This is a genomic window from Lysinibacillus sp. NPDC092081 (assembly GCF_044755845.1).
Lineage (GTDB): Bacteria > Bacillota > Bacilli > Bacillales_A > Planococcaceae > Lysinibacillus.
Window position 1 is genome coordinate 269683 of sequence record NZ_JBIVRU010000003.1, and the last position, 21743, is coordinate 291425.

The window sequence follows — 21743 nt, forward strand, 5'->3', positions numbered from 1 at the left end:
TGGAAATCAACCCAACGTTTTAATGACGAGCCAAATATTAAAGGAATGAGGAAATGGGATGGATCGACAAAGATTGATGAAATTGACGCTCACTGCCATGGTAGCGGCAATTTGTGCAGTGGGTGCAGTCATTAAAATTCCAACATTTATTTCAACTGCAGCGCTTGACTCTGCACCTGCATTGTTGAGTGTTGTATTTTTATCTCCAGTATTAGCTGGGGTTGCGGGAGTCATTGGGCATTTTATTTCAGCCTTAACTACTGGCTTCCCCTATGGACCACTACATATTATTATCGCAGTAGAAATGTTTATGGTTGTATGGGTCTTTGGGGTTATGCATAAAAAAGGAATGCATTTCTGGAAATGGCCTGTGGCACTTATTTTAAATGGTGTCGTGGCACCTTTACCATTTTACTTTATCATTAGTCCGGCATTCTACTGGACGTCACTGACTAGCCTTCCATTGGCAACACTCATAAATTTAGTGATCGTTGCGGTTGCGATGCCAATTCTCTCAAAGGTGTTTGTGCGTAAGGAAGGTCGAGTCCATTGAGAAATGCAATAAAAATAGGTGAGCTATTTGCTACAACTGACAATGCCGCAGCCATTGGTGAAAAGCCACAAGATGTTGTGGCTGCTTCAGACAAACTAACGGCATACTTAACGGCACGTGTTACATTTTTAGAGCAGCTTGCTGCAAATGCTTTACCAAGCCATATTTTACTCGCTAATTTTTCAGGGGATGCTGCATGGTCTCGTTATGTGGCAGGCATTCAGCAGGTTTTTGATGAGGCTGGTCTTAGTTGTCCGCCAATAGACGGTAGCACAGAGTCCAATATGCCCACTTTACAATCAGGGTTGTCTGTAACGATGCTTGGTGAGCAACAGAAACGCACAGCAACTAAGCTTGAGCAACTAAGTTGGTACACCTATGGACTGCCACTTGTAGGCAATGAAGTCCTTGCACAGCCTGAAGATGTCGCACAGCTGCAACCCATTTTTCAGGCATGGAATGAGGAAATAGTGCAGCAAATATGGCCAGTTGGATCAAAAGGTCTGCAAGCAGAATTTACCCGACTTTTTGGCAAACAACAGGTCAAAAGTTCATTAGATGTTGAGAAATCGGCTGGTCCATGTGCAGTAGTTTTGCTAGGAATACAGCCAGAAAAAGAGCAGCAAGCACAAAAAAATTTTCCTAGAAATTTTGAAAAACTATGTAAAACTGCATTGTAATTGGGCTTGCTTCGAGAAAATGTAGCACTTTATAACGTGCAAGGGGCAAAACGCCTATTGCAACAATAAACACAATATGTTAGATTTGTTTAGGAGTTAAAACACAATATATAGTATTTTGGACAAGCGGTACCAATATGGTTTAAAAGGGAATTCGGAAAAAGAGTCATCTTAGGCCGAAGCTGTCCCCGCAACTGTAAATGCTGACAAATGATGATTAGGCCACTGTGAAGAACGGGAAGGCCATCGTTTGGAGGAAGCATGAGCCAGGAGACCTGCCGAGTTGTTCAAGACAGCAACACATTCTTCGGGGATTGAGAAGTGGAGGCGAAAGATTTGTTCACTTCTTTGTGTGCATGTCCTTCATTTCCATTTCCGATTTTACAGCGATCACGTAACCGATAAATGTTGCGTGATCGCTTTTTGTGTTGCTGTAGAAGGAAAGGGAGAGAATGTTACATGACAATTCAAATTGAACAGCAAATGACTAAGCTCAAGAAAAGTTACACGGAGGATGAACTCGAAAGTTTTGTAAGGTTATCGGATCGATGGCTACGAAAAAACGACAATGCCACATTTGAAGCATGGGCAGATGCGATGATTTTACAAACGCTTAGCCTCATTGATGAAGAGGAGCCATACTGGACATTTGTCGCAGCTCAAATTTATTTAGAAAAGTTATATGATCAATTTGCAATGCGCCGTGGTGTTTCAGTGAAGGATGTTTATAAAGTTTTCCCAGAACATTTAGCACACTATACAGAAGCTGGTTTGTATCATGAAAGTTTAACAACAAAGTATAGTGAGCAGGAGCTTCAGGAACTCGCTTCTTATTTAGAATCAAGTCGAGATGAGTTGTTTACGTATATTGGCTTAAAAACATTAATGGACCGCTATGTAGTCCGTGACTACACGAAAACACCAGTGGAGCTACCGCAGGAACGATGGATGGTCATTGCGATGACCCTGATGCAGGATGAAACAGAAAATCGTTTAGAAAAAGTACGTGAATCGTATTGGGCGATGAGTAATTTATATATGACTGTTGCCACACCAACATTATCGAATGCTGGTAAAACACATGGACAGCTATCTAGCTGCTTTATCGATACAGTAGATGATAGTTTACAAAGTATTTATGACACGAATACAGATGTCGCAACATTATCGAAGTACGGCGGTGGCATTGGTGTTTATATGGGCAAAATTCGTAGCCGAGGCTCATCTATTAAAGGCTTTAAAGGTGCATCAAGTGGCGTTTTACCATGGATTAAACAACTTAATAATACGGCGGTTTCAGTCGATCAGCTAGGTCAACGACAAGGAGCTATTGCTGTATACCTAGATATTTGGCATAAAGACGTCTTTACGTTTTTAGATTTACGCTTAAACAATGGGGATGAGCGTTTGCGTGCCCATGATATTTTCACAGGGCTGTGCTTACCGGATTTATTTATGGAAACTGTTGAGGCACGTGGGGAGTGGCATTTATTTGACCCACATGAAGTGCGAGAAATCATGGGCTACTCACTAGAGGATTACTACGATGAGAAAAAGGGTGACGGCTCTTTCCGTACTAAATATGCGGAATGTATCGCGAATCCATTGTTAAGTCGTGAAGTCGTACCAGCCATTGATATTATGAAGCGTATTATGCGCTCACAGCTTGAAACAGGCGTGCCTTTTATGTTCTATCGAGATGAAGTAAATCGTATGAATCCGAATAAGCATGAGGGGATGGTTTACAGCTCGAACCTGTGCACAGAAATTTTCCAAAATATGTCATCTACTGAATTTGAGTCTATTACCCTAGAGGATGATGTCATCGTAACACGTCGCAAGCCTGGAGATTTCGTGGTATGTAACTTATCATCTATTAATTTAGGTAGAGCTGTACCGGCTGGTGTTCTAGAACGATTGATCCCAGTTCAAGTACGTATGCTAGATAACGTTATTGCTCTTAATACAATTCCAGTAAAACAAGCAGAGCGTACGAACCTACGCTACCGTGGTATTGGACTTGGCACATTTGGCTGGCACCATTTATTAGCTTTGAAAGAAATTCAATGGGAGTCTGAGGAAGCTGTAGAATTTGCGGACAAGCTATATGAGGAAATTGCGTATTTAACGATTCGTGCTTCTAACGATTTGGCATGTGAAAAAGGAGCTTACCCATTATTTGAAGGCTCAGATTGGCATACGGGTGCGTATTTTGACAAACGTGGCTATGACAGTCATAAATGGAACGCGTTACGCGCCGCGGTTGCTGAAAAAGGTATGCGTAACGGCTATGTAATGGCGGTTGCACCGAACTCATCAACATCCATTTTAGCAGGTAGTACGGCTACGATTGATCCAATCTTCCAAAAGAGTTATTCGGAGGAGAAGAAGGATTACAAAATTCCAGTAACCGTACCTGATCTATCACCAGTGACGACTTGGTATTATAAATCTGCTTATTTCATCGATCAAAATTGGACAATCAAGCAAAATGCTGCACGAGCACGTCATATCGACCAAGGCATTTCACTTAATTTATATGTTCAAAATACGATTAAGGCGAAAGACTTACTAGCATTGCATATGAATGCTTGGGCGAGCGGTGTGAAAACGACTTATTATGTGCGCTCGACGTCTGTAGAATTGCTAGAATGTGAGTCTTGCGCGAGCTAGGAGGAAGTAACAATGACAACTATTACAAAACGACAAATTATGGATAAGGATGCACCGAACCGTTCAACAGGAATTGTCAACGGACGCTCTTCTAACATTTTAAACTGGGATGATGTCCGTTTTAGCTGGGCTTATCCAAAGTATAAAAAAATGCTAGGTAACTTCTGGACACCGTTTGAAATTAATATGAGCAATGATGTCAAACAGTTTCCAGGGCTATCAGCAGATGAACAGGAATCCTTTTTAAAAATCATTGGCTTGCTAGCACTATTAGACAGTGTACAAACAGATTTTGCTGGGAAAGTAGCAGATTATTTAACAGATTCAAGCTTAAATGCACTCATGATTATTTTAGCGCAGCAAGAGGTAATCCATAATCACTCTTATTCCTATGTGCTATCAAGTATTGTGAACAAAGATGAGCAGGATCGTACGTTTGATTTTTGGCGTACAGAGCCAGTGCTAGAGCGACGTAATGACTTCGTTATTAAGGGCTACCATGCATTTTCAGAGGAACCAACTGTTGAAAATATGCTAGAAGCGATTGTTTATGATGTGATTTTAGAAGGTTTATTCTTCTATTCTGGCTTCGCGTTCTTCTATCATTTAGCGCGCAATCAAAAAATGGTGGCCACGTCAACGATGATTAATTATATTAATCGCGATGAGCAGCTACATGTGGATTTATTTGTGAAGATTTATCAGGAGCTATTAGAGGAATATCCTGAATACGATACACCTGAACGAGCAGCTCGTGTCCAAGAGATCTTCCGTGAAGCCGTTCAGTTAGAAATCGATTGGGCCAATGAAGTAATTGGCGATAAAGTTGAAGGCCTCGATGTCGAAGATGTGCACGATTATGTACATTTCTATGCCAATGTACGCTGTAATCAGCTTGGCGTAGAGCGTCCATTTGAAGGCTATCGCAAAAATCCATTGAAGTGGGTTAAAGCATATGAAGATGTTGACTTAGGGAAAACCGATTTCTTCGAGCAACGTTCTCGTCAATATGTGAAGGTCAATGTAGAAGATAACGGCTTTGATGATTTGTAATGACGGATACACCTCAATGTTGAAATAACATTGAGGTGTTTTTTTGGTGTGAGTGATCGGATCAAGGGGGGGGAGATGCTCAGGTCAGAAGAGGAGAGGCACATCAAATAGGAAGAACTGCAAAGGAGCTTGAACAATTGCTACAGTTGCCAAAACCTACATAAATTATCATTCATGTCCCGAATATTACGAGACACGAAAAATTAAATTCCACTTGAGAATGATTTTCAGTTATAATTATTAATGATTGTGATTTAAATAGAACGGAGTCGAAAGAATGCAGGCAATTAAACAGTTAGGAGGGTTTTTAGGGCCCTATAAATTTTTTACCTTGATTGCACCATTATTAATGGTACTAGAGGTAACGATGGATTTACTTCAGCCAACGATTATGCAGCATATGATTGATACGGGTATTGCCAATGGCGACAATCCGTATGTGCTGAAAATGTTCGTCTGGATGCTGATGAGTGCGGTATTCGGACTTGTTGGTGGGATTGGCTGCTCCTATTATAGTTCGAAGGCAGCCATCCATTTTGCATCGGATGTTCGTCAGTCACTGTATGAAAAAATGATGACGTATTCGGCAAAGGAACGTGACGCTTTTACAACAGGGAAGCTTATTACGATTTTAACGAGTGATGTGGAAAGCGTTCAGCGTGCGTTTATGATGACATTGCGTATTTTTGTGCGGGGTCCTCTATTATTTATTGGAGCCGTCATTATTGTTTTTGTAACAGCACGTGAGCTATTTTCCATACTACTTATGATCGTGCCGATATTAATTATTGCGATGTACTTTTTCACAAAGTACTCAGGTGTCCTGTACCGTAGAGTGCAAGAGGCAATTGATGGTGTCAATACGAAGCTTCAGGAGAATTTAGCGGGGATTCGTGTCGTTAAGGCGTTCCGTCGAGAAACGCAACAGATTGAACAATTTGGTGGTCTTAATGATACGCTGACGAAACGCTTTATTACGGCTGAACAAATTGTTGGCGTGCTCGTGCCATTTACGATGTTCGTTGTCAATCTAGGAATTGTCGCAGCGCTTTGGCTAGGCGCTATTAAAGTAGAAGTCGGTACATTACAGGTTGGAGTCATTCTCGCCTTTATAAACTATTTAACGATTATTTTAAATGGATTGATGACTTCTAGCATGGTGCTAATGCAAATTGCACGTGCTATTCCTTCAGGGGAGCGTATCGTAGACGTCTTAAATAAAGAAGTAGCGGTCAAGGAAGCAGAAAATCCACTTACATCGCGAATTCAAGGAGCGATTGACTTTCACAATGTGAACTATCGTTATTATGAAACGGCTGAAGATGTACTGAAAAATATTACATTTTCCGTAAAGCCCGGGCAAACTGTTGGTCTTATCGGAAAAACAGGTAGTGGAAAATCAACGCTAGTCAAGCTTTTACCACGTTTATTTGACCCAACGAGTGGAGAAATACACTTGGATGGAAAGCCTCTAAAAGATTATGCATTATCCACTTTACGTAAACATATCGGCTTTACCTCCCAAAAAGCATTACTGTTCTCAGGTGCAATTGACAACAATATCCGTCTTGGTAAAGAGGATGCAACGTCAGAGGAATTACAGCAAGCTCTAGATGCAGCATGTGCTACTGAATTTGTGGACCGACTGGATAAAGGCTTAGCACATGAACTTTCACAGGGGGCCACAAATCTGTCTGGCGGTCAAAAGCAACGATTAACGTTAACACGTGCACTCGTAAGAAAGCCTGCCATTTTAGTGCTAGATGATACAACTTCTGCTCTTGATAGTGCCTCTGAAAAACATGTCCAACAAGCTATTAGCGATCAATATAATGACACAACGACGTTTATCGTAGCGTCTAAAATTGCTTCTATTCAACAGGCGGACCTGATTCTAGTATTAGAGGATGGTGAAATTGTTGGTCAAGGTACACATCAACAGTTATTGCGAAATAATAATCACTACCAAGCAATTTACGCTTCACAGCAAAAGGCTGGTGTACAACAATGAGTAAAAGTCAACCAAAGCAAATGAATTTTGGACGTGGGCCACGTATGGCTGGGCCAGCTGAAAAGGCTAGAAATCAAAAAGCCACGATCTCTCGTGTGTGGCACTATGTGAAACAGCAAAAAATAGGACTTTATTTCTCTATATTTTTTGTAGTAGCTTCAACATTTTTAAGCTTAGCAGGACCGTACTTAATCGGACATATCGTTGATGAATATATTATGAAAAAGGACATTGCTGGTACGATTCGTCTAGGTATTGTGCTTGCAGTTATCTATACTGCAGCGTCTATTTTTACGTGGCTACAAACGTATGTCATGATTCATGTAGCGATGAAAATAATTCGAACATTACGACTTGAACTGTTTAAAAAGCTACAAACGTTAACACTGAGATTTTTCGATCTGCGAGCACTCGGTGATTTAATGAGCCGTGTGACGAATGATATCGATAATTTAAATACGGCACTTGCACAAAGTGTGACACAAATCGTATCGTCGGTCCTAACGGTAATTGGTGTTAGTATTGCTATGTTCTCTCTTAGCTGGCAACTAGCAATCGTGACACTAATCATTATTCCGCTAATTGTTTTTACGACGAAGCAAATTGTCAAACGTAGTAGTAAAAACTATGCAGCACGTCAACGTGATTTAGGGAAGCTTAACGGTACTATTGAAGAAATGATTACGGGCGCAGAGGTTGTAACGCTTTTTGGAACAGAAAAACAAACGATTGAGACGTTCCATCAACAGAACGAAAGTCTCCGTAACTCGGCACAGCGAGCAGAAATTACTTCAGGTCTACTTGGTCCCATTAATAACTTTATGAATAACCTAGGTTTAGCTGTTGTTATTGGCACAGGGGCATTATTATCGGTAAAAGGGATCGTTTCAATTGGGGTTATCGCCGCATTTGTCACGTATACACGTCAATTTTTCCGTCCGCTGAATCAGCTGTCTAACCTTTTGAATACCTTCCAGTCGGCGATTGCTGGGGCAGAACGAGTCTTCGAAATTTTAGATGAAACTTCGGAAATAGCTGATAAAAAGCATGCCATTGATTGTCAAAGTTTAAAAGGGGATGTGTCATTTCAACAAGTATCCTTCAGCTATGTGCCAGAGAAGCCAGTACTGAAAAATATTAGCTTCCAAGCCAAGGCGGGTGAAACTATTGCACTTGTCGGTCCAACCGGATCAGGGAAAACAACGATTATCAATTTGTTAACTCGTTTTTATGATGTCGATGCAGGTGAAATTTTGATTGATGGTCACAATATCGAGGATTACAAAATGGCAACGATCCGTCAAAGAGTAGGTGTCGTACTACAGGATACCTATTTATTCTCTGGAACGATTCGTGAAAATATTCGTTTCGGTAAACTTGATGCTACAGATGAAGAGGTAGAAGAAGCGGCAAAAATCGCGAATGCCCATAACTTTATTAAATATTTACCAGCACAATATGATACACCTGTACAGGCAGGTGGGGCAAACTTAAGTCAAGGCCAACGACAATTATTAGCTATTGCCCGGGAAATTTTAGAAAATTCGGATATTTTAATTTTGGATGAAGCCACATCCAGTGTGGATACGCAAACAGAGGTCGATATTCAAAAAGGTCTGCAGCATTTAATGCAGGGTCGCACAAGCTTTGTCATTGCGCACCGTCTAAAAACAATCGAAAATGCTGACCAAATTCTTGTTATTCAACAAGGTGAAATTGTTGAGCAAGGTAATCACCATCAGCTCATGCAAAAAAAAGGTATCTATAGTAATCTCCAGCAAAAACTTTTGCTTGAGCAAGTAGAATAACATATAGAAGGCTGTCTATTAAGGTTGTAAAAACTTATTAGACAGTTTTTTTATTTTCTGCAAAAAATTTATGGGAAATTTATTTTTATTGTTTATCCTTTCATTATCAACTGAAAGGGGAATTATATGAAAAAAATGTTTAAGAAAATAGTCATCTACTTTATCGCGTTCATGCTTTTTGGACTAGTGGCGATATTCAGCTATCATCGATATCAGCTTAGTAAGGAATCCAAACTTTTGGATACTAAAGGAACACTTGTTGAGGTCGATCATCAAAAAATCAATGTTTACACTGAGGGAGATGGACAGGACACTTATGTGTTTATGGCAGGCTCAGGGATTGCGGCACCGATTTATGAAATGAAAGGGCTGTACAGTAAATTTTCTCAAGAACAGAAGATTGCTGTTATTGATAGAGCGGGATATGGTTATAGTGATGTCTCGAGTGACGAACGTGATATTGATACAATTTTAGCACAGACGAGAGAAGCGCTTCTGAAAAGTGGAAATAAGCCTCCTTATATATTAGTACCACATTCCATCTCGGGGGTTGAAGCGATATATTGGGCACAAAAATATCCTGATGAAATTAAGGGGATTATTGCGTTAGATATTGGTTTGCCAAGTCAGTATGTGGAGCATAAAATGGGAGTAGTCGATGTATGGACTGTTAGGGGAATGAATATGCTTACGAAATTGGGCGTACATCGATTAACACCTTCGAAAGTGTACAATCCAGAAGTAATGAAGCAATCATTTTTAACTGCGGAAGAAAAAGAAGTTTATAAAGCACTATCTTATAAACAATTTTTTAATGATGATATGAAAAATGAGCTACTACATGTGTATGAAAATAGTTTGAAATCAGAAAAGCTTCCGAAACCAAAAGACACACCGATATTATTAATAGATGCCATTGCTAAAAAAAATAAAGATTCGAAATTTACGAAGTACCACAGCCAGAAATATGCGGAATTTGCCGAGCAAATTAACATTTCGGAAGTGAGAGAATTAAGTGGTACTCATAGTATTTATTTATACAAACCTGATGAAATTTATAATCTTGCTATAAAATTTATGAAGACAAAAGTTGGCAACACAGAAAGGCCGAGGTAATGAAAGGATTTACGATTTTAATAGTAGAAGACGACCAAATGATTGGTGATTTGATGCAAAAAATACTACAACGTGAAGGTTACGACGTTGAATGGAAAACTGATGGACGAGAAATTATGAACATGATCCATCAAATCGATTTAGTCATAATGGACATTATGCTCCCAGGGGAAGATGGCTATCAGCTGACAAAAAACATTAAAAGCTTAGGCTTAAATATCCCCATTATTTTTCTTTCAGCTCGTAATGATATAGAGAGCAAGCTTCAAGGGTTAACAGTTGGTGAAGACTATATGACAAAACCATTTGATCCGAGAGAGCTTCTTTTAAGAATGCAGAAAATGCTAGAGCAGCAATATGGGACATTTACACAAATCCAGCATCTATTGATTGATATAGAGTATCGTAAATTATTTAAAAATAATATACATGATGAAATTTCATTAACAGCAATCGAGCGTAAAATCTTCTTTTATTTATTTGACAACAAGGATAGGGTGTTAACGAAGGATCATTTTTTTGACTACTTATGGCCGCTTGAAGATCGAAATCAAAATATCATCAATGTCCACATCAAAAAGATCAGATCGAAAATTCATGATTCATCAGGTACCATCCTACAAAATATTTACGGAGAAGGGTATCGAATAAATACCTACATAAAGAAATGACATTAAAAGCAAAATATCGATTATTATTATTTACTGCTATAGTCAGTGTTCCAATCGTATTATTAGGGATTAGTGTGTCGATGTCTATTATTTATGAATTCGCTTTTAAAACTAGAAATAAAGGCACTCCATTCCATGAATCTTTCGCCTATCCAACGATGCTTTTTGTGTTCTTCCTATCATTATGTTTGCTAGCATTTTTATTTTCGAAATCGATCAATACATTACTAACGAAAATTAATATGCTAAACAAAACGATTCGTGACTTAGCCAGTAATGAAAGAATACCGAGTACATTAGAGGTTGGTAGTGAGGATGAAATTGGACAGTTAATTCAGTCAGTTAATATACTAATTGAGCGAACTACTTATCGGGAATTAGAGCTTAAACAACAGCAGGAGCTACAAAAAGAGCTACTACAAAAGCTTAGACACGACATTAATACACCGTTAACAGCGATCCGTTTACAATTATTTTATCTAGAAGATACCCTTAAGGAACAACCAAAATTAGTGGAATCCTTGAATGAGCAAATTCAATATATCGCTAGCTTAACGAATGAATTTAATTTACAGTCCTTAGACACTTTGGAGAATTCGTATATCGTTACGGAAGAAGTGCAACTCACAATATTGTTAGAAACGATGATAAAAAAGTGGAGCTATTTATATCGAATGCAAAACATCGAATTAATCTATCATCTAGAGGATACTCATTTAGTATGGACGAGTAATGAGCTATGGCTACAACGAATGTTCGATAATGTGTTCCAAAACACTTTGAAACATTCAAAAGCTACAAAGCTCGAGATAACAATGAAAGATAATAAGATTTTCATGATGGATAACGGTATTGGCTTTGAACAAAATCGTTTAAGTGGGGGTCTAGGTTTGAAGATCATTGATGACATCGCTAGAATTCTTAAAGTAAGCTATTCACTCCATTCAAACGAAGAAGGAACATCATTTTGTTTTTCTATTTCAACCTAAAAACAACGGCTAGTATTCATCTAATTCATATCAGTAAAACATTATATAAAGCAGTAATAAAACTTGAGGAGGTAATGTAGTGAACCAACACAAAATGATAATTACTCAGTATAATCCCAAATACGATGAACAAACAGTGAAAATGTGGCGAGATAGTAAGGAACAGGCTATTGGTCAGAAAGAAATTCACAGCTTTGAAAGTCACGTTTATTTTTTAAATCATATATTATCTGAACAGTTTCAAATAGATTTAGCGTTAATTGATGAAAAAGTAGTTGGAATGATTGCCTATAATGAAAGGGAAATAAGCCAACTATATATTCATATAGATTATCAAGGAATCGGTATAGGTCATACATTACTAGAAAAAGTAAAAGCACAATCAAGTGGGAGATTAACATTATACACATTTGAAGTAAATGAAAATGCACAACGATTTTATGAAAAACACGGATTTGAAATCATAGGTAGAGGACATGAAAATGAAGAAAATTTAGCTGATATTCAATATGAATGGATAACCAAATAAATGATTATCAGGTGCTTTTATTACCGAAATATCAAACATAAAAAAAGAGTTGATTCTACACATTTTGTAGATTAACTCTATTTATGTTTTAACAGCAACAATCTTTTAGAAAGGCTGTCTTCAAAGCTTGTTGCTTCTAGTTTGACTATCTTCTACAACTAAGCCCCTGTTTAATAAGCCAATTTATCAATATTTTTTTCGCTTTTCTAGCCATAAGTGGAATTTGTTTAATAACTTAATACAAATGTAACCGTCCAAAATGGCGATTAGTAAAGCGATCAATAACATACTTATTCCAGTATGATCAAGCATAACAATCGGTTTAAGTAATCCAAAAATAAGCGATAAAAGAATAGGGATAGTTAAACCAACCAAAATACCAATAAAAATGGTATCCATATGTATACACCTCATTTAAAAATATCCTCTTTAAATCTTCCTTACTATTGCTTCAACTATAAGGACTTTAAATGTATCTAGAAATAATTTTGATTAAATTTCTAAAATAAAAAAGACGCGTTTCTAAATAAATGGCCTCAGAATTAAAATAAAACTTCTAATATCTCCCGGTAATAAAGAGGAATATGAATAAAGCTGACAAAAGTAACCCAAATAAAAATAGTAATATTCTTTTAAACCGTATTGAAGAAAGATTGAATATTAAATTAACTACTAACACGATTAAATCTGTCGCACCCGTAATAAATAACATTTCTATATCTTTATTTTTTGAGTATATTGCAGAATACATTAATATAAATCCAACCAATATCATCAATGACATCATTATTATAGCAATCAAGTTTGTCCGTCTACTCCTTGTTTATTTCATCAACAATACTAACAAAAAGCATATAATCAATTCACTGGGTAAATATGGATATAACTAAATACAACCTTTACAGAAGAAGGAAAACCAAAGTTCTTCATAAACTAAACTGCTTCGTAGTTGAATAGCAACAATATTTTCGAAAACAGCCTAAATAAAAGGGGGAATCGAAAACGTAAAAGAACCATATAGAACTATAAAAGGAGGAAAGTTTGAATGAACAAAAATTCCCCTGCAAGTGTAAGTATGGTTTACATGATGACGAATAATGAAGGCATGAATCAAGTCATTGCCTTTTACAGGGACACAAATGGAATGCTCGCCTTTGTAGGTGCCTATCCAACTAATGGAAGAGGTACTGGCATAAGGAAAGTCTCTGCTGCAACCCCAAACAACGGTGTCGATCCTCTGACGTCACAAGGAGCATTAACCTTATCCCGTGATGGTCGTTTTCTTCTCGCAGTGAACGCAGGCAGTCATAGTATCAGCAGTTTTATCATTAGTGACAGCGGTGTGCCCGTTCTCGTGGACGTGAAGCCATCGGGAGGTGCTCAGCCAAATAGTGTAGATGTGTTTGGTGATCTTGTCTATGTTGCCAATGTAGGGTATGCCGCAAATAATTTTGCATCTAACATCATGGGTTTTCGCATAGATGAACACGGGCGCCTTACTCCTATTTCTGGCTCCTCACGTTCTCTCAGCACTTTCAATGCCGAGCCCGCTCAGGTTCTTTTCACACATGATGGTAGTAAGCTCCTAGTAACCGAGTATACTTCAAACCGTCTTAGTGTTTTCAACGTAAATCAAAACGGTATGGTTACAAAACCAATCGTTAATGATTCTTATGGTGACGGTCCATTGGGTGCCTATTTTCTATCCTCTGGAATCCTCTTAGTTACTGAAGCAAGTTCAAATGCCCTGTCATCCTATTCAATGAGCAACGACGGGATTCTTCAAGTGATCAGTGGCTCTGTAACAAACGGATATAAAACAGCATGCTGGGTAATCACGACAAGAGATGAACGTTTCGCATTCATAACTAATACTTTAAGTGGCACTATTTCCACTTACCGGATCGGTAACGATGGAGCACTGTCAGTAGCAGGGCATATTACCAGTACACCGATAGGAACAACTCCAGGACTGCCAATGGATGTTGGTGTGAGTAAAGATGGACGGCATTTTTACACCCTGAACGGAAATCAGGGAACGGTCTTCGTATTTGCGATTCAAGAGGGTGGAAGTCTGGTTAGATTACAAGTTGCTGCATGGACTCAACTCCCTTATTTTGGATCACAAGGGTTAGCTGTTCTTTGATTTTAAGTTGGGTGATAAATTTAAAGTTAGGCAATAAATTAAAAAAGTTAGGTGATAAATTAAAGTTGGGTGATAAATTTTAAAAGTTAGGCGATAAATTAAAAAAGTTGGTGATAAATTAAAGTTAGGTGATAAATCATAAAATAGTTCCGATAAATCTTGGAATAGTTCCGATAAATCATAAAATAGTTCCGATAAATCACAGAATTGTTCCGATAAATTGCGAAGACCCTATCGAACTAGCTTTGTTCGATAGGGTCTTCCAACAATGATTCAATAACATGTTTTAATTGAAAGATAGAAGATTGTTGACTCTCGCTCTTCTTGTAAATAAAGACAGTCTCTATTACTTTATGTAACTGCGGCAAATCGTAATAGTGAATGTTGGAGTAGTTATAAAGGTCAATTAGTTTTGTATTTAACACAGCAATTGCATTGTCTATTTGTAGGAAATCAAGGATACTACTTACCGATTTTATTTCCTTCATCGTAAATGGAACTTGATTCTTTTTTAACCACTCTACCATCGCCCGAGTATACATACAGCCTCTGCTTAACACTAGTAGTGTGACAGGAGAACGTTTTTCAAAATCAATAATATGTGAATCGTTCGAAATGACTTCAAATGTTTCTGTTGCAATTATGTCATAGTTTAATTCAGGGTAGTGTTTAATAGGATTACTCGTCAGTGCACAATCCATTTCAGCAAGATGTATTTTTTCATTTAAGGAAGTGCTAGATTCCACAGTGAAATCGATGTCTAACGGAATATCATTTGTTTGTAAGGCATTCATAATGGATGCGCCATAAATTTTAATCGTTGTATGGGAAGTGCCTAGTGTAATTTTCGTATTCGTTTGTGCCGAACCAATCTCTTGTAAAAATTCATCGTACTCCTGTGTAATAAGCTTTAGAAATTTTAAATATTGTATCCCTACATTCGTAATCTTCAAGCCCTGCGGTGTACGCTTAAACACCTCGTGACCAATTTCAGCCTCCATTTTCTTCACTTTAGAGGTTAAGGCAGATTGAGTATAATTTGTATTTTCAGCGGATTTACTAAGATTTTGCCTCTCCAAAATTTCGATTTTTAATACTATTTCTTCTATGTTCATGTTGTTTGTCACACACCTATTAAATTTTTTGATAGTTACTATCATTTTTCTCTATTTTACGCATTCATTGGGCAGGCGTAAACTTTAGATACATAAAGTTATCCTACACAAATAAATCAGTGTAACGACAATGGAGGAATTTTTATGAATACATATTATAAATGGATCATCGTTTTAGTGGCTACTTTGTCCCAAACTGCGGCAACTTTTGTGACGTACGGCATGGGACCAATTGCCACATTTTATCAAATTGAATGGAATTTATCATCGCTCCAAACAGGTTTTATCGTTTCTGCCGTTAATATTGGCCCAATTTTTTCGATGATTATGTTCGGCTACTTGATGGATAAAAAAGGGGAGAAACAAATCATTGGTTGGGGCTCCATTTTATTAGGATTCTCAGCTTTACTACTCATGTTGGTCAATAATTATGCAGTGTTGTTATTTTTATTATTAATCGTGGGCGTATGGTACGGAAGTGCGCAAACAGGGGGCAGCACCGCAATTGTGAAATGGTTTCCAGATAAGCATCGTGGGCTAGCAATTGGCATTCGACAAACAGGCATCCCAATCGGTGGAGCCTTAGCATCTGTTATTCTGACATATATGTACCATCATTATAGCCTGACATCGGTACATCTTGTACAAGGCTTAGTAGCTATTGCAGGCGGACTGCTCTTTTTACTGAGCTATCAGGAGCCTAAAAATCGAGTAGCAGTAGCTGCAACCTCTGTCACTTTTAAAGAGAAGCTCGAAGCTATAAAAAATAATAAGGATTTATATCCAATCTACATTGTAGGAATTGTGATGATGACCCTACAAATGATACTTGTTGCCCATTTCATGAGTTATTTACATGAAGAAGGAGGTTATTCCTTAACAGCTGCGGGGCAGTATTTAAGCCTTGTATTACTCGGTGGGATGATTGGAAGGGTAGCCATTGCTTGGATTAGTGATCAATTTTTTGCGCAGAAGCGAGAATATTTATTAATGATCGTAATGGCTAGTGCAGTTATTCTGACTGTTATATTGCCATTTATGCTACATGCGAAAATTGTGATGCTATTATGTTGTTTCTTATTAGGCTTCGTAGCACTTGGCTGGTATTCATTGTTTATCGCCTGTGTGACAGAGCAATCGAATCCACATTATGTTGGTCTAACTGTGGGTGCAGCCTTGACGTTGAATCAGTTTTTTATTGTGATCGCTCCTTCATTATATGGTTTAATGGTAACGGCATTTTCAAGCTATCAAGTAGCATTGGATATTGTTGCATTAGTTGTCGCTCTTGGTGCAATGAATTTATATAGGACGACCAAAAATATGAAGAGTTCAAAAACAGCCGATCAAATTCAATGAATGACTTAAATTATTCGGTTCACATTCAGTTCACAAATTTGTTGTATTATCCGTTTATAGACAATTAATAAAATCTATAAAAGTTATTTTCATCTGTTTCATGAAAAATGAAACGATGGTAATAAGCGAAGGAGGAATTACAATGGGTAATGTGAATAGAATGAAAAGCTCGTTAACGAATAGTGAGTGGGCCATTGAAGCACATGGTCTCATGAAACATTTTGGAGAAAATCGTGCTGTTGATGGTGTCGATCTAAATGTACGTGCTGGCACTATCTATGGTGTACTTGGTCCTAACGGAGCAGGAAAGACTACCACTATCAGAATGCTTGCAACCTTACTAAGAGCAGATGCTGGGGCGGCACGAATATTCGGTTATGACATAGTGAAAGAACCACATATTGTACGTCAATTAATTGGAGTCACTGGTCAGTATGCTTCAGTTGACGAGTCACTTAGTGCAACGGAAAATTTGATCATCTTCTCTCGTTTGCTAGGATTGGGACGTACAGAGGCACGAAATAAAGCAGCTGAATTACTGGAAGAGTTCGGTTTATCAGAAGCTGCTAAACGTCCTTTGAAAAATTTCTCTGGCGGTATGCGTCGTCGCTTGGACTTGGCAGCAAGCCTTATCTCACAGCCACCATTGATTTTCTTAGATGAGCCGACTACAGGATTAGACCCTCGAACACGTAATCAAATGTGGGACACGATCCGTAGATTAGTAGATACAGGATCAACCGTCCTGTTAACGACACAGTATCTTCAAGAGGTTGATGAGCTGGCAGATCGACTTGCCGTTATAGATCATGGCCGAGTTGTTGCGGAGGGGACAGTCGATGAGCTAAAGGCATCTGTAGGTACATCATCTTTACATTTGAACATTCAAAATCCTCAGGAGATCCTAGTTGCTCGTGAAACCGTAGAACAAATACTCAAAGTAAAAACTACAGTTACACAGGATATCGGAAAGATTACTGCCCCGATGGCAAATGTTGACGCAGTTACTGATTTATTGATCGCACTTCGTCAAAAAGGAATACAACTTGATGAGTTCAGTGTACAAAAACCGACCTTAGATGAAGTGTTTTTGACAATTACCGGTGAGAATGTTCCCCAAGAACAGCAAGTAGAGGGGGAAAGAGTATGAAAAGTCAATTACTAAAGAAGCCGAGCTTCAATCAATCTTTAAGAAATTCGTTAACGATGGCCTATCGAGGTGTATTAAAAATTCGACGTACACCAGAGCAATTATTTGATGTAACGCTTCAGCCGATTATTTTCACGCTGATGTTCACCTACATTTTTGGGGGAGCCATTTCGGGGAATGTGCAAAACTATTTGCCAGTCATCATTCCAGGAATTCTCGTGCAAACGGTCATCACTACTTCAATCGTTACAGGAGTTCAATTGCGGGAAGATATGGATAAAGGAGTGTTCGACCGGTTTAAATCATTACCGATTGCACGTATTGCTCCACTAGCAGGGGCCCTATTGGCAGATACCATTCGTTATACAATAGCAACTGTACTTACTTTTACCATGGGATATATCATGGGATATCGACCAGAAGGTGGAGTGGGGTATGTTGTACTTGCGGGGCTTTTAGTTATTGTCTGTGCTTGGGCTATAAGCTGGATTTTTGCTTTCTTTGGTGTCATTGCGCGTACAGCTTCAAGTGTACAGGGAATATCCATGCTCGTACTGTTTCCACTGACATTTCTTTCTAACGCTTTTGTTCCAGCCGAGACCCTGCCAAATTTCTTGCAGTGGTTTGTGAAAATTAATCCAATTTCACATCTCGTCACGGCCGTTAGAGAACTTTCAAATTCGGGAGCAATAGGTTGGGATTTGTCAGCTTCACTTATTGGAGCGGCTATTGTTGTGGCAATCTTTGCGCCACTGACAGTTCGTGCTTATATGCGTAGAACATAAAAAAGTCTTTAAGTGTGTTTTGATCAAGCAATTGTCAAAACACGCTTTTTTATGGATTAATACGTAAAAGCAGAACAAAACCTAAATACAAGAATTAAAGTTGTAACTGTTGTCGATTCCTATAATAGGATAAAATAATAGAAAAAGACATGAATTCAGCAAACGGAGGAATGCGATGATGGATAAAGAAAAAAGTTCGATTTGGATTGATGCAACTATTGCTAAAGTTTGGCGGGCTGTCACAGAGGAGCAGCTGCTGACGCAATGGTACGCCCTAGATTCAACTTGGGAAATTCCTAAATTAGAGGCTGGAGAAGAGATAATTTTCTCGATAATGCCAGATGAACAAAATCAGCTTGCGGAAAAATTACCAATGGTGTTAACGATAAAAAATGTAACGCCGAATCGAGAGTTTTCGTTTTACTTAGGTGTAGAAGAAACACTGATTGCTATAGTATTAGAGGAAGAACAAAATGGCACCACGGTCACTTTTAATACGAGTGGCTACGAGGCTTCTCTCGCAAGCTTAAAAGCTTTAGTGGAGGGAAATGAAATCAGTTAACTTGTAAGTTTCATGGAAAATGTTATTTTTTCATGAAACTTTTTTATTGTTCATCAGTCTAACTGTAAATAATTTTTTGTAAAAGCAAAGGGGGCGAGCAAATTGTTAAAAGAACAGAAGGGCGCTCACTTAACTAGAGCTATGACAAAGTACGGAGATTATTTATTACGAGTTTGCTATACATATGTACAAGATTGGACAGTGGCAGAGGACTTGGTACAAGACACATTCGTTAAATACTATGAAAAAATGGAGCAATTTCGTGAAGAGTCTTCCGTCAAAACCTATTTATATCGAATTACGATTAACAATTGTCATAGTTATCTTTCAAGCTGGCGTTATAAAAAATTACAAGTCATTGATTATTGGAGCAAATTAAAGAGCCTTTCCAATAATCCTGAAAAAGAAGTATTGATGGGAGAGACGGATGCATTGTTAGTGGCATCGATTGAGAAACTCCCGACGAAATACAAAGATGTATTACTATTATTTCACTTTGCCGAATTTTCCTTAAAGGACGTTGCAGCTTTACTAAAGCTACCAGAAAATACGGTCAAAACACGATTAAGGCGAGCACGTCAAATGGTTGGCATCACGCTATTGGAGGAGGGATTCGAATATGGATCAGATTCGTAATGCCATCAATGAGATGTATAAGGATGGTAAGTTCTCTCATGAAAGTCATGTGAAAACGTTTCAAAAAATCAATCAAAAAACGAAGAGGCGAACACCATTAATGCCAATTATCCTAACAGTAGTCGTAACAGCTTGTCTGATCATCGGTTTAAAGATGATTCTTTTCCAACATGATATCCAATCAACGACGTCGACGGTTATCGATTCAAGTTTCTATCCAGAAAAGTCTGGAAGGGTGAAAGACTATAGCGTATTAACACAACCTTGGATGGTAGTAGGATTAGTGAGTTCTGTGTTCTTATTTATTTTTGCGATATTAGCATTCTTGAAAAAATGGTTTTGGCGAGTACTTCTATGTATCGTTATTATTATCGCCATTTTAGGGAATATGTCTGAACGAATTGGCTATCGTGTTTACGTACAAAATGAAGCGGAAATTCAAAGTACTGTAAAAATAGGACCATTCCATCCAGATACTGTTAAAATGAATAGTGCAATAACGATACAACAGTATAGAATTGGTTATTTTTCGGAGAATGGCTTTCAAGGTATTTCAATTTTCAAGCATGATGGAAAAGGCTATGCACTGGATCAATATATCCAGAGTGAACTAGATACAATGGTTGCTATTTATTTGAAAGACATCCACAATCTTGTTATTCCGTTACTTAACAATCATAACATTGAAAAATTAATAATAGACACTGGGACCGAGCGTATTGAGAAAGCAGTTGATTCGAATGATGCGCAATTAATATCAGTGCCTCTAAAATCAGAAATAGCTACTTCTCAATTGCTGATATATGCATTGGATCATGAAGGAAATACTTCTATTCTCTATAAAACTTCACGTATTTTCACCTATTAACAGCTGTCCCGTATGAATAGGATGCTTTCATACGGGGTTCATTTTTGACATATCCATGGAAGGAGTGCTCACTACGTCTTAGGTCTTAGAAGATTTTAAAGCGGAGGGTCGTTTTTATAAATGAAAATTCCTATATAATGAATTTATTGGAAGAATATATAGTGGGAGGAATTACATTGAAAAAATTTATGGGACTTGGTTTGGTTATAGGCGCCTCATTAATTGCGCTATCGGGGTGCAACTCAGTCATACCAGGTAAAACCAAAGATGAAACGATCTTAGTAGAAAAGGATAAAGCAGAAAAGTTAGATGTTGAATTACAACTTGGAATTGGAGAAATAACAGTAGAAAAAGGTGCCAAGGATTGGGTTGAAGGTACGGCTCAATATAATATTGAAAAACTTGCTCCAAAAGTAAAATATGACTTACGTGGCAAGACAGGAAAAGTATCGATTGACCATAAAGGCTCAACTAGCGTGCGTTTAGGGAAAATAAAAAATATATGGGATATTAAACTGAATGAAGATATTCCAATGGACCTCTCAATCGAAACGGGAGCGTCGGATGCAGAACTAGATTTACAAGGGTTGCAGCTGGAAAAATTAGATATTAACACGGGTGTTGGCGATCTTAAAGTAAATTTAGGTGGCGATTGGAAAAAAAGCTTCGAAACGAATATTGAAACGGGTGTTGGGCAAACTACGGTCATTTTACCATCAGAGGTTGGAGTAAAGCTTACGACAGAAAAAGGCATCGGCACATCAAATATTGAAGGCCTCATTTCTAAAGGAGAAGGGGTTTATGTAAACGAAGCGTATGACAAAGCAGATGTAAAAATAGAGGTTAATTCAGAAATTGGGGTTGGCGACATTACTTTCAAATTGGATAAATAAAGAAAAGTTTAGTAGGCTACTTTAGATGAAGTAGTCTACTTTTTTTTGTAGAAACATGGGTTACGGATAGATTGGAAAAGTGATGGGTAGAACGATATAAGTGCACGATAGAAGAGCCAAAGTCGTGGATAGAACGAATAAAATGC

Annotated in this window: 20 protein-coding genes and 1 riboswitch; of the genes, 18 read left to right on the forward strand and 2 right to left on the reverse strand. The window is 38.0% G+C overall.

Features of this window, described 5'->3' with window-relative positions:
• Positions 1-58 precede the first annotated feature (58 nt).
• From ACIQLB_RS08610 to ACIQLB_RS08655, 10 genes are all read left to right on the forward strand, one after another.
• A complete protein-coding gene (locus ACIQLB_RS08610) occupies positions 59-553 on the forward strand; it encodes an ECF transporter S component (protein ID WP_400723790.1) in 495 nt (164 codons plus the stop codon).
• A complete protein-coding gene (locus ACIQLB_RS08615; protein ID WP_400723793.1) occupies positions 550-1233 on the forward strand; it encodes a hypothetical protein in 684 nt (227 codons plus the stop codon). Before ACIQLB_RS08610 ends, ACIQLB_RS08615 begins: the two co-directional genes overlap by 4 nt.
• Positions 1234-1343: 110 nt before the next feature.
• Positions 1344-1531, forward strand: a riboswitch (cobalamin riboswitch).
• A gap of 161 nt (positions 1532-1692) precedes the next feature.
• On the forward strand, positions 1693-3906 hold the full coding sequence (locus ACIQLB_RS08620) for a ribonucleoside-diphosphate reductase subunit alpha (protein ID WP_400723796.1): 2214 nt from the start codon (positions 1693-1695) through the stop codon (positions 3904-3906).
• Positions 3907-3918: 12 nt separating this feature from the next.
• Positions 3919-4959, forward strand: a complete 1041-nt coding sequence (locus ACIQLB_RS08625) for a ribonucleotide-diphosphate reductase subunit beta (protein ID WP_400723799.1) — start codon at positions 3919-3921, stop codon at positions 4957-4959.
• A 277-nt stretch (positions 4960-5236) separates the two neighbouring features.
• Positions 5237-6970, forward strand: a complete 1734-nt coding sequence (locus ACIQLB_RS08630) for an ABC transporter ATP-binding protein (RefSeq protein WP_400723802.1) — start codon at positions 5237-5239, stop codon at positions 6968-6970.
• On the forward strand, positions 6967-8778 hold the full coding sequence (locus ACIQLB_RS08635) for an ABC transporter ATP-binding protein (RefSeq protein WP_400723805.1): 1812 nt from the start codon (positions 6967-6969) through the stop codon (positions 8776-8778). Before ACIQLB_RS08630 ends, ACIQLB_RS08635 begins: the two co-directional genes overlap by 4 nt.
• A gap of 126 nt (positions 8779-8904) precedes the next feature.
• Positions 8905-9894, forward strand: coding sequence for an alpha/beta hydrolase (locus ACIQLB_RS08640; RefSeq protein WP_400723808.1), 990 nt, complete (start codon positions 8905-8907; stop codon positions 9892-9894).
• Positions 9894-10565 (forward strand): response regulator transcription factor, encoded by a 672-nt coding sequence (locus ACIQLB_RS08645; RefSeq protein WP_400723811.1) that lies wholly within the window; start codon positions 9894-9896, stop codon positions 10563-10565. Before ACIQLB_RS08640 ends, ACIQLB_RS08645 begins: the two co-directional genes overlap by 1 nt.
• Complete coding sequence (locus ACIQLB_RS08650) at positions 10562-11554, forward strand: sensor histidine kinase (protein ID WP_400723813.1); 993 nt, start codon at positions 10562-10564, stop codon at positions 11552-11554. Before ACIQLB_RS08645 ends, ACIQLB_RS08650 begins: the two co-directional genes overlap by 4 nt.
• Positions 11555-11633: 79 nt before the next feature.
• Positions 11634-12083, forward strand: coding sequence for a GNAT family N-acetyltransferase (locus ACIQLB_RS08655; RefSeq protein WP_400723816.1), 450 nt, complete (start codon positions 11634-11636; stop codon positions 12081-12083).
• A gap of 186 nt (positions 12084-12269) precedes the next feature.
• Here the strand turns inward: ACIQLB_RS08655 and ACIQLB_RS08660 are convergent, their stop codons facing one another.
• Positions 12270-12482, reverse strand: a complete 213-nt coding sequence (locus ACIQLB_RS08660) for a hypothetical protein (protein ID WP_400723819.1) — start codon at positions 12480-12482, stop codon at positions 12270-12272.
• A 646-nt stretch (positions 12483-13128) separates the two neighbouring features.
• On the opposite strand from ACIQLB_RS08660, the gene ACIQLB_RS08665 reads away from it, so the two are divergent.
• Complete coding sequence (locus ACIQLB_RS08665) at positions 13129-14229, forward strand: lactonase family protein (protein ID WP_400723822.1); 1101 nt, start codon at positions 13129-13131, stop codon at positions 14227-14229.
• A gap of 239 nt (positions 14230-14468) precedes the next feature.
• Here ACIQLB_RS08665 and ACIQLB_RS08670 read toward each other — a convergent pair whose 3' ends face one another.
• A complete protein-coding gene (locus ACIQLB_RS08670) occupies positions 14469-15344 on the reverse strand; it encodes a LysR family transcriptional regulator (protein ID WP_400723825.1) in 876 nt (291 codons plus the stop codon).
• A gap of 144 nt (positions 15345-15488) precedes the next feature.
• On the opposite strand from ACIQLB_RS08670, the gene ACIQLB_RS08675 reads away from it, so the two are divergent.
• The 7 genes from ACIQLB_RS08675 (at position 15489) to ACIQLB_RS08705 (ending at position 21597) form a co-directional block, all read left to right on the forward strand.
• The gene (locus tag ACIQLB_RS08675; RefSeq protein WP_400723828.1) at positions 15489-16703 is read left to right on the forward strand and encodes an MFS transporter; all 1215 of its coding nucleotides are present in this window, start codon (positions 15489-15491) and stop codon (positions 16701-16703) included.
• Between the two features lie 142 nt (positions 16704-16845).
• Positions 16846-17853, forward strand: a complete 1008-nt coding sequence (locus ACIQLB_RS08680) for an ATP-binding cassette domain-containing protein (RefSeq protein ID WP_400723831.1) — start codon at positions 16846-16848, stop codon at positions 17851-17853.
• Positions 17850-18638, forward strand: coding sequence for an ABC transporter permease (locus tag ACIQLB_RS08685; RefSeq protein ID WP_400723834.1), 789 nt, complete (start codon positions 17850-17852; stop codon positions 18636-18638). Before ACIQLB_RS08680 ends, ACIQLB_RS08685 begins: the two co-directional genes overlap by 4 nt.
• Before the next feature lie 175 nt (positions 18639-18813).
• The gene (locus ACIQLB_RS08690; protein WP_400723837.1) at positions 18814-19200 is read left to right on the forward strand and encodes an SRPBCC family protein; all 387 of its coding nucleotides are present in this window, start codon (positions 18814-18816) and stop codon (positions 19198-19200) included.
• 102 nt (positions 19201-19302) lie between these two features.
• Positions 19303-19836 (forward strand): sigma-70 family RNA polymerase sigma factor, encoded by a 534-nt coding sequence (locus ACIQLB_RS08695; protein ID WP_400723840.1) that lies wholly within the window; start codon positions 19303-19305, stop codon positions 19834-19836.
• Positions 19820-20704 (forward strand): hypothetical protein, encoded by an 885-nt coding sequence (locus tag ACIQLB_RS08700; RefSeq protein WP_400723843.1) that lies wholly within the window; start codon positions 19820-19822, stop codon positions 20702-20704. The genes ACIQLB_RS08695 and ACIQLB_RS08700 overlap by 17 nt, the downstream gene beginning before the upstream one ends.
• Before the next feature lie 176 nt (positions 20705-20880).
• Positions 20881-21597, forward strand: coding sequence for a toast rack family protein (locus tag ACIQLB_RS08705; RefSeq protein WP_400723846.1), 717 nt, complete (start codon positions 20881-20883; stop codon positions 21595-21597).
• Positions 21598-21743 lie beyond the last annotated feature (146 nt).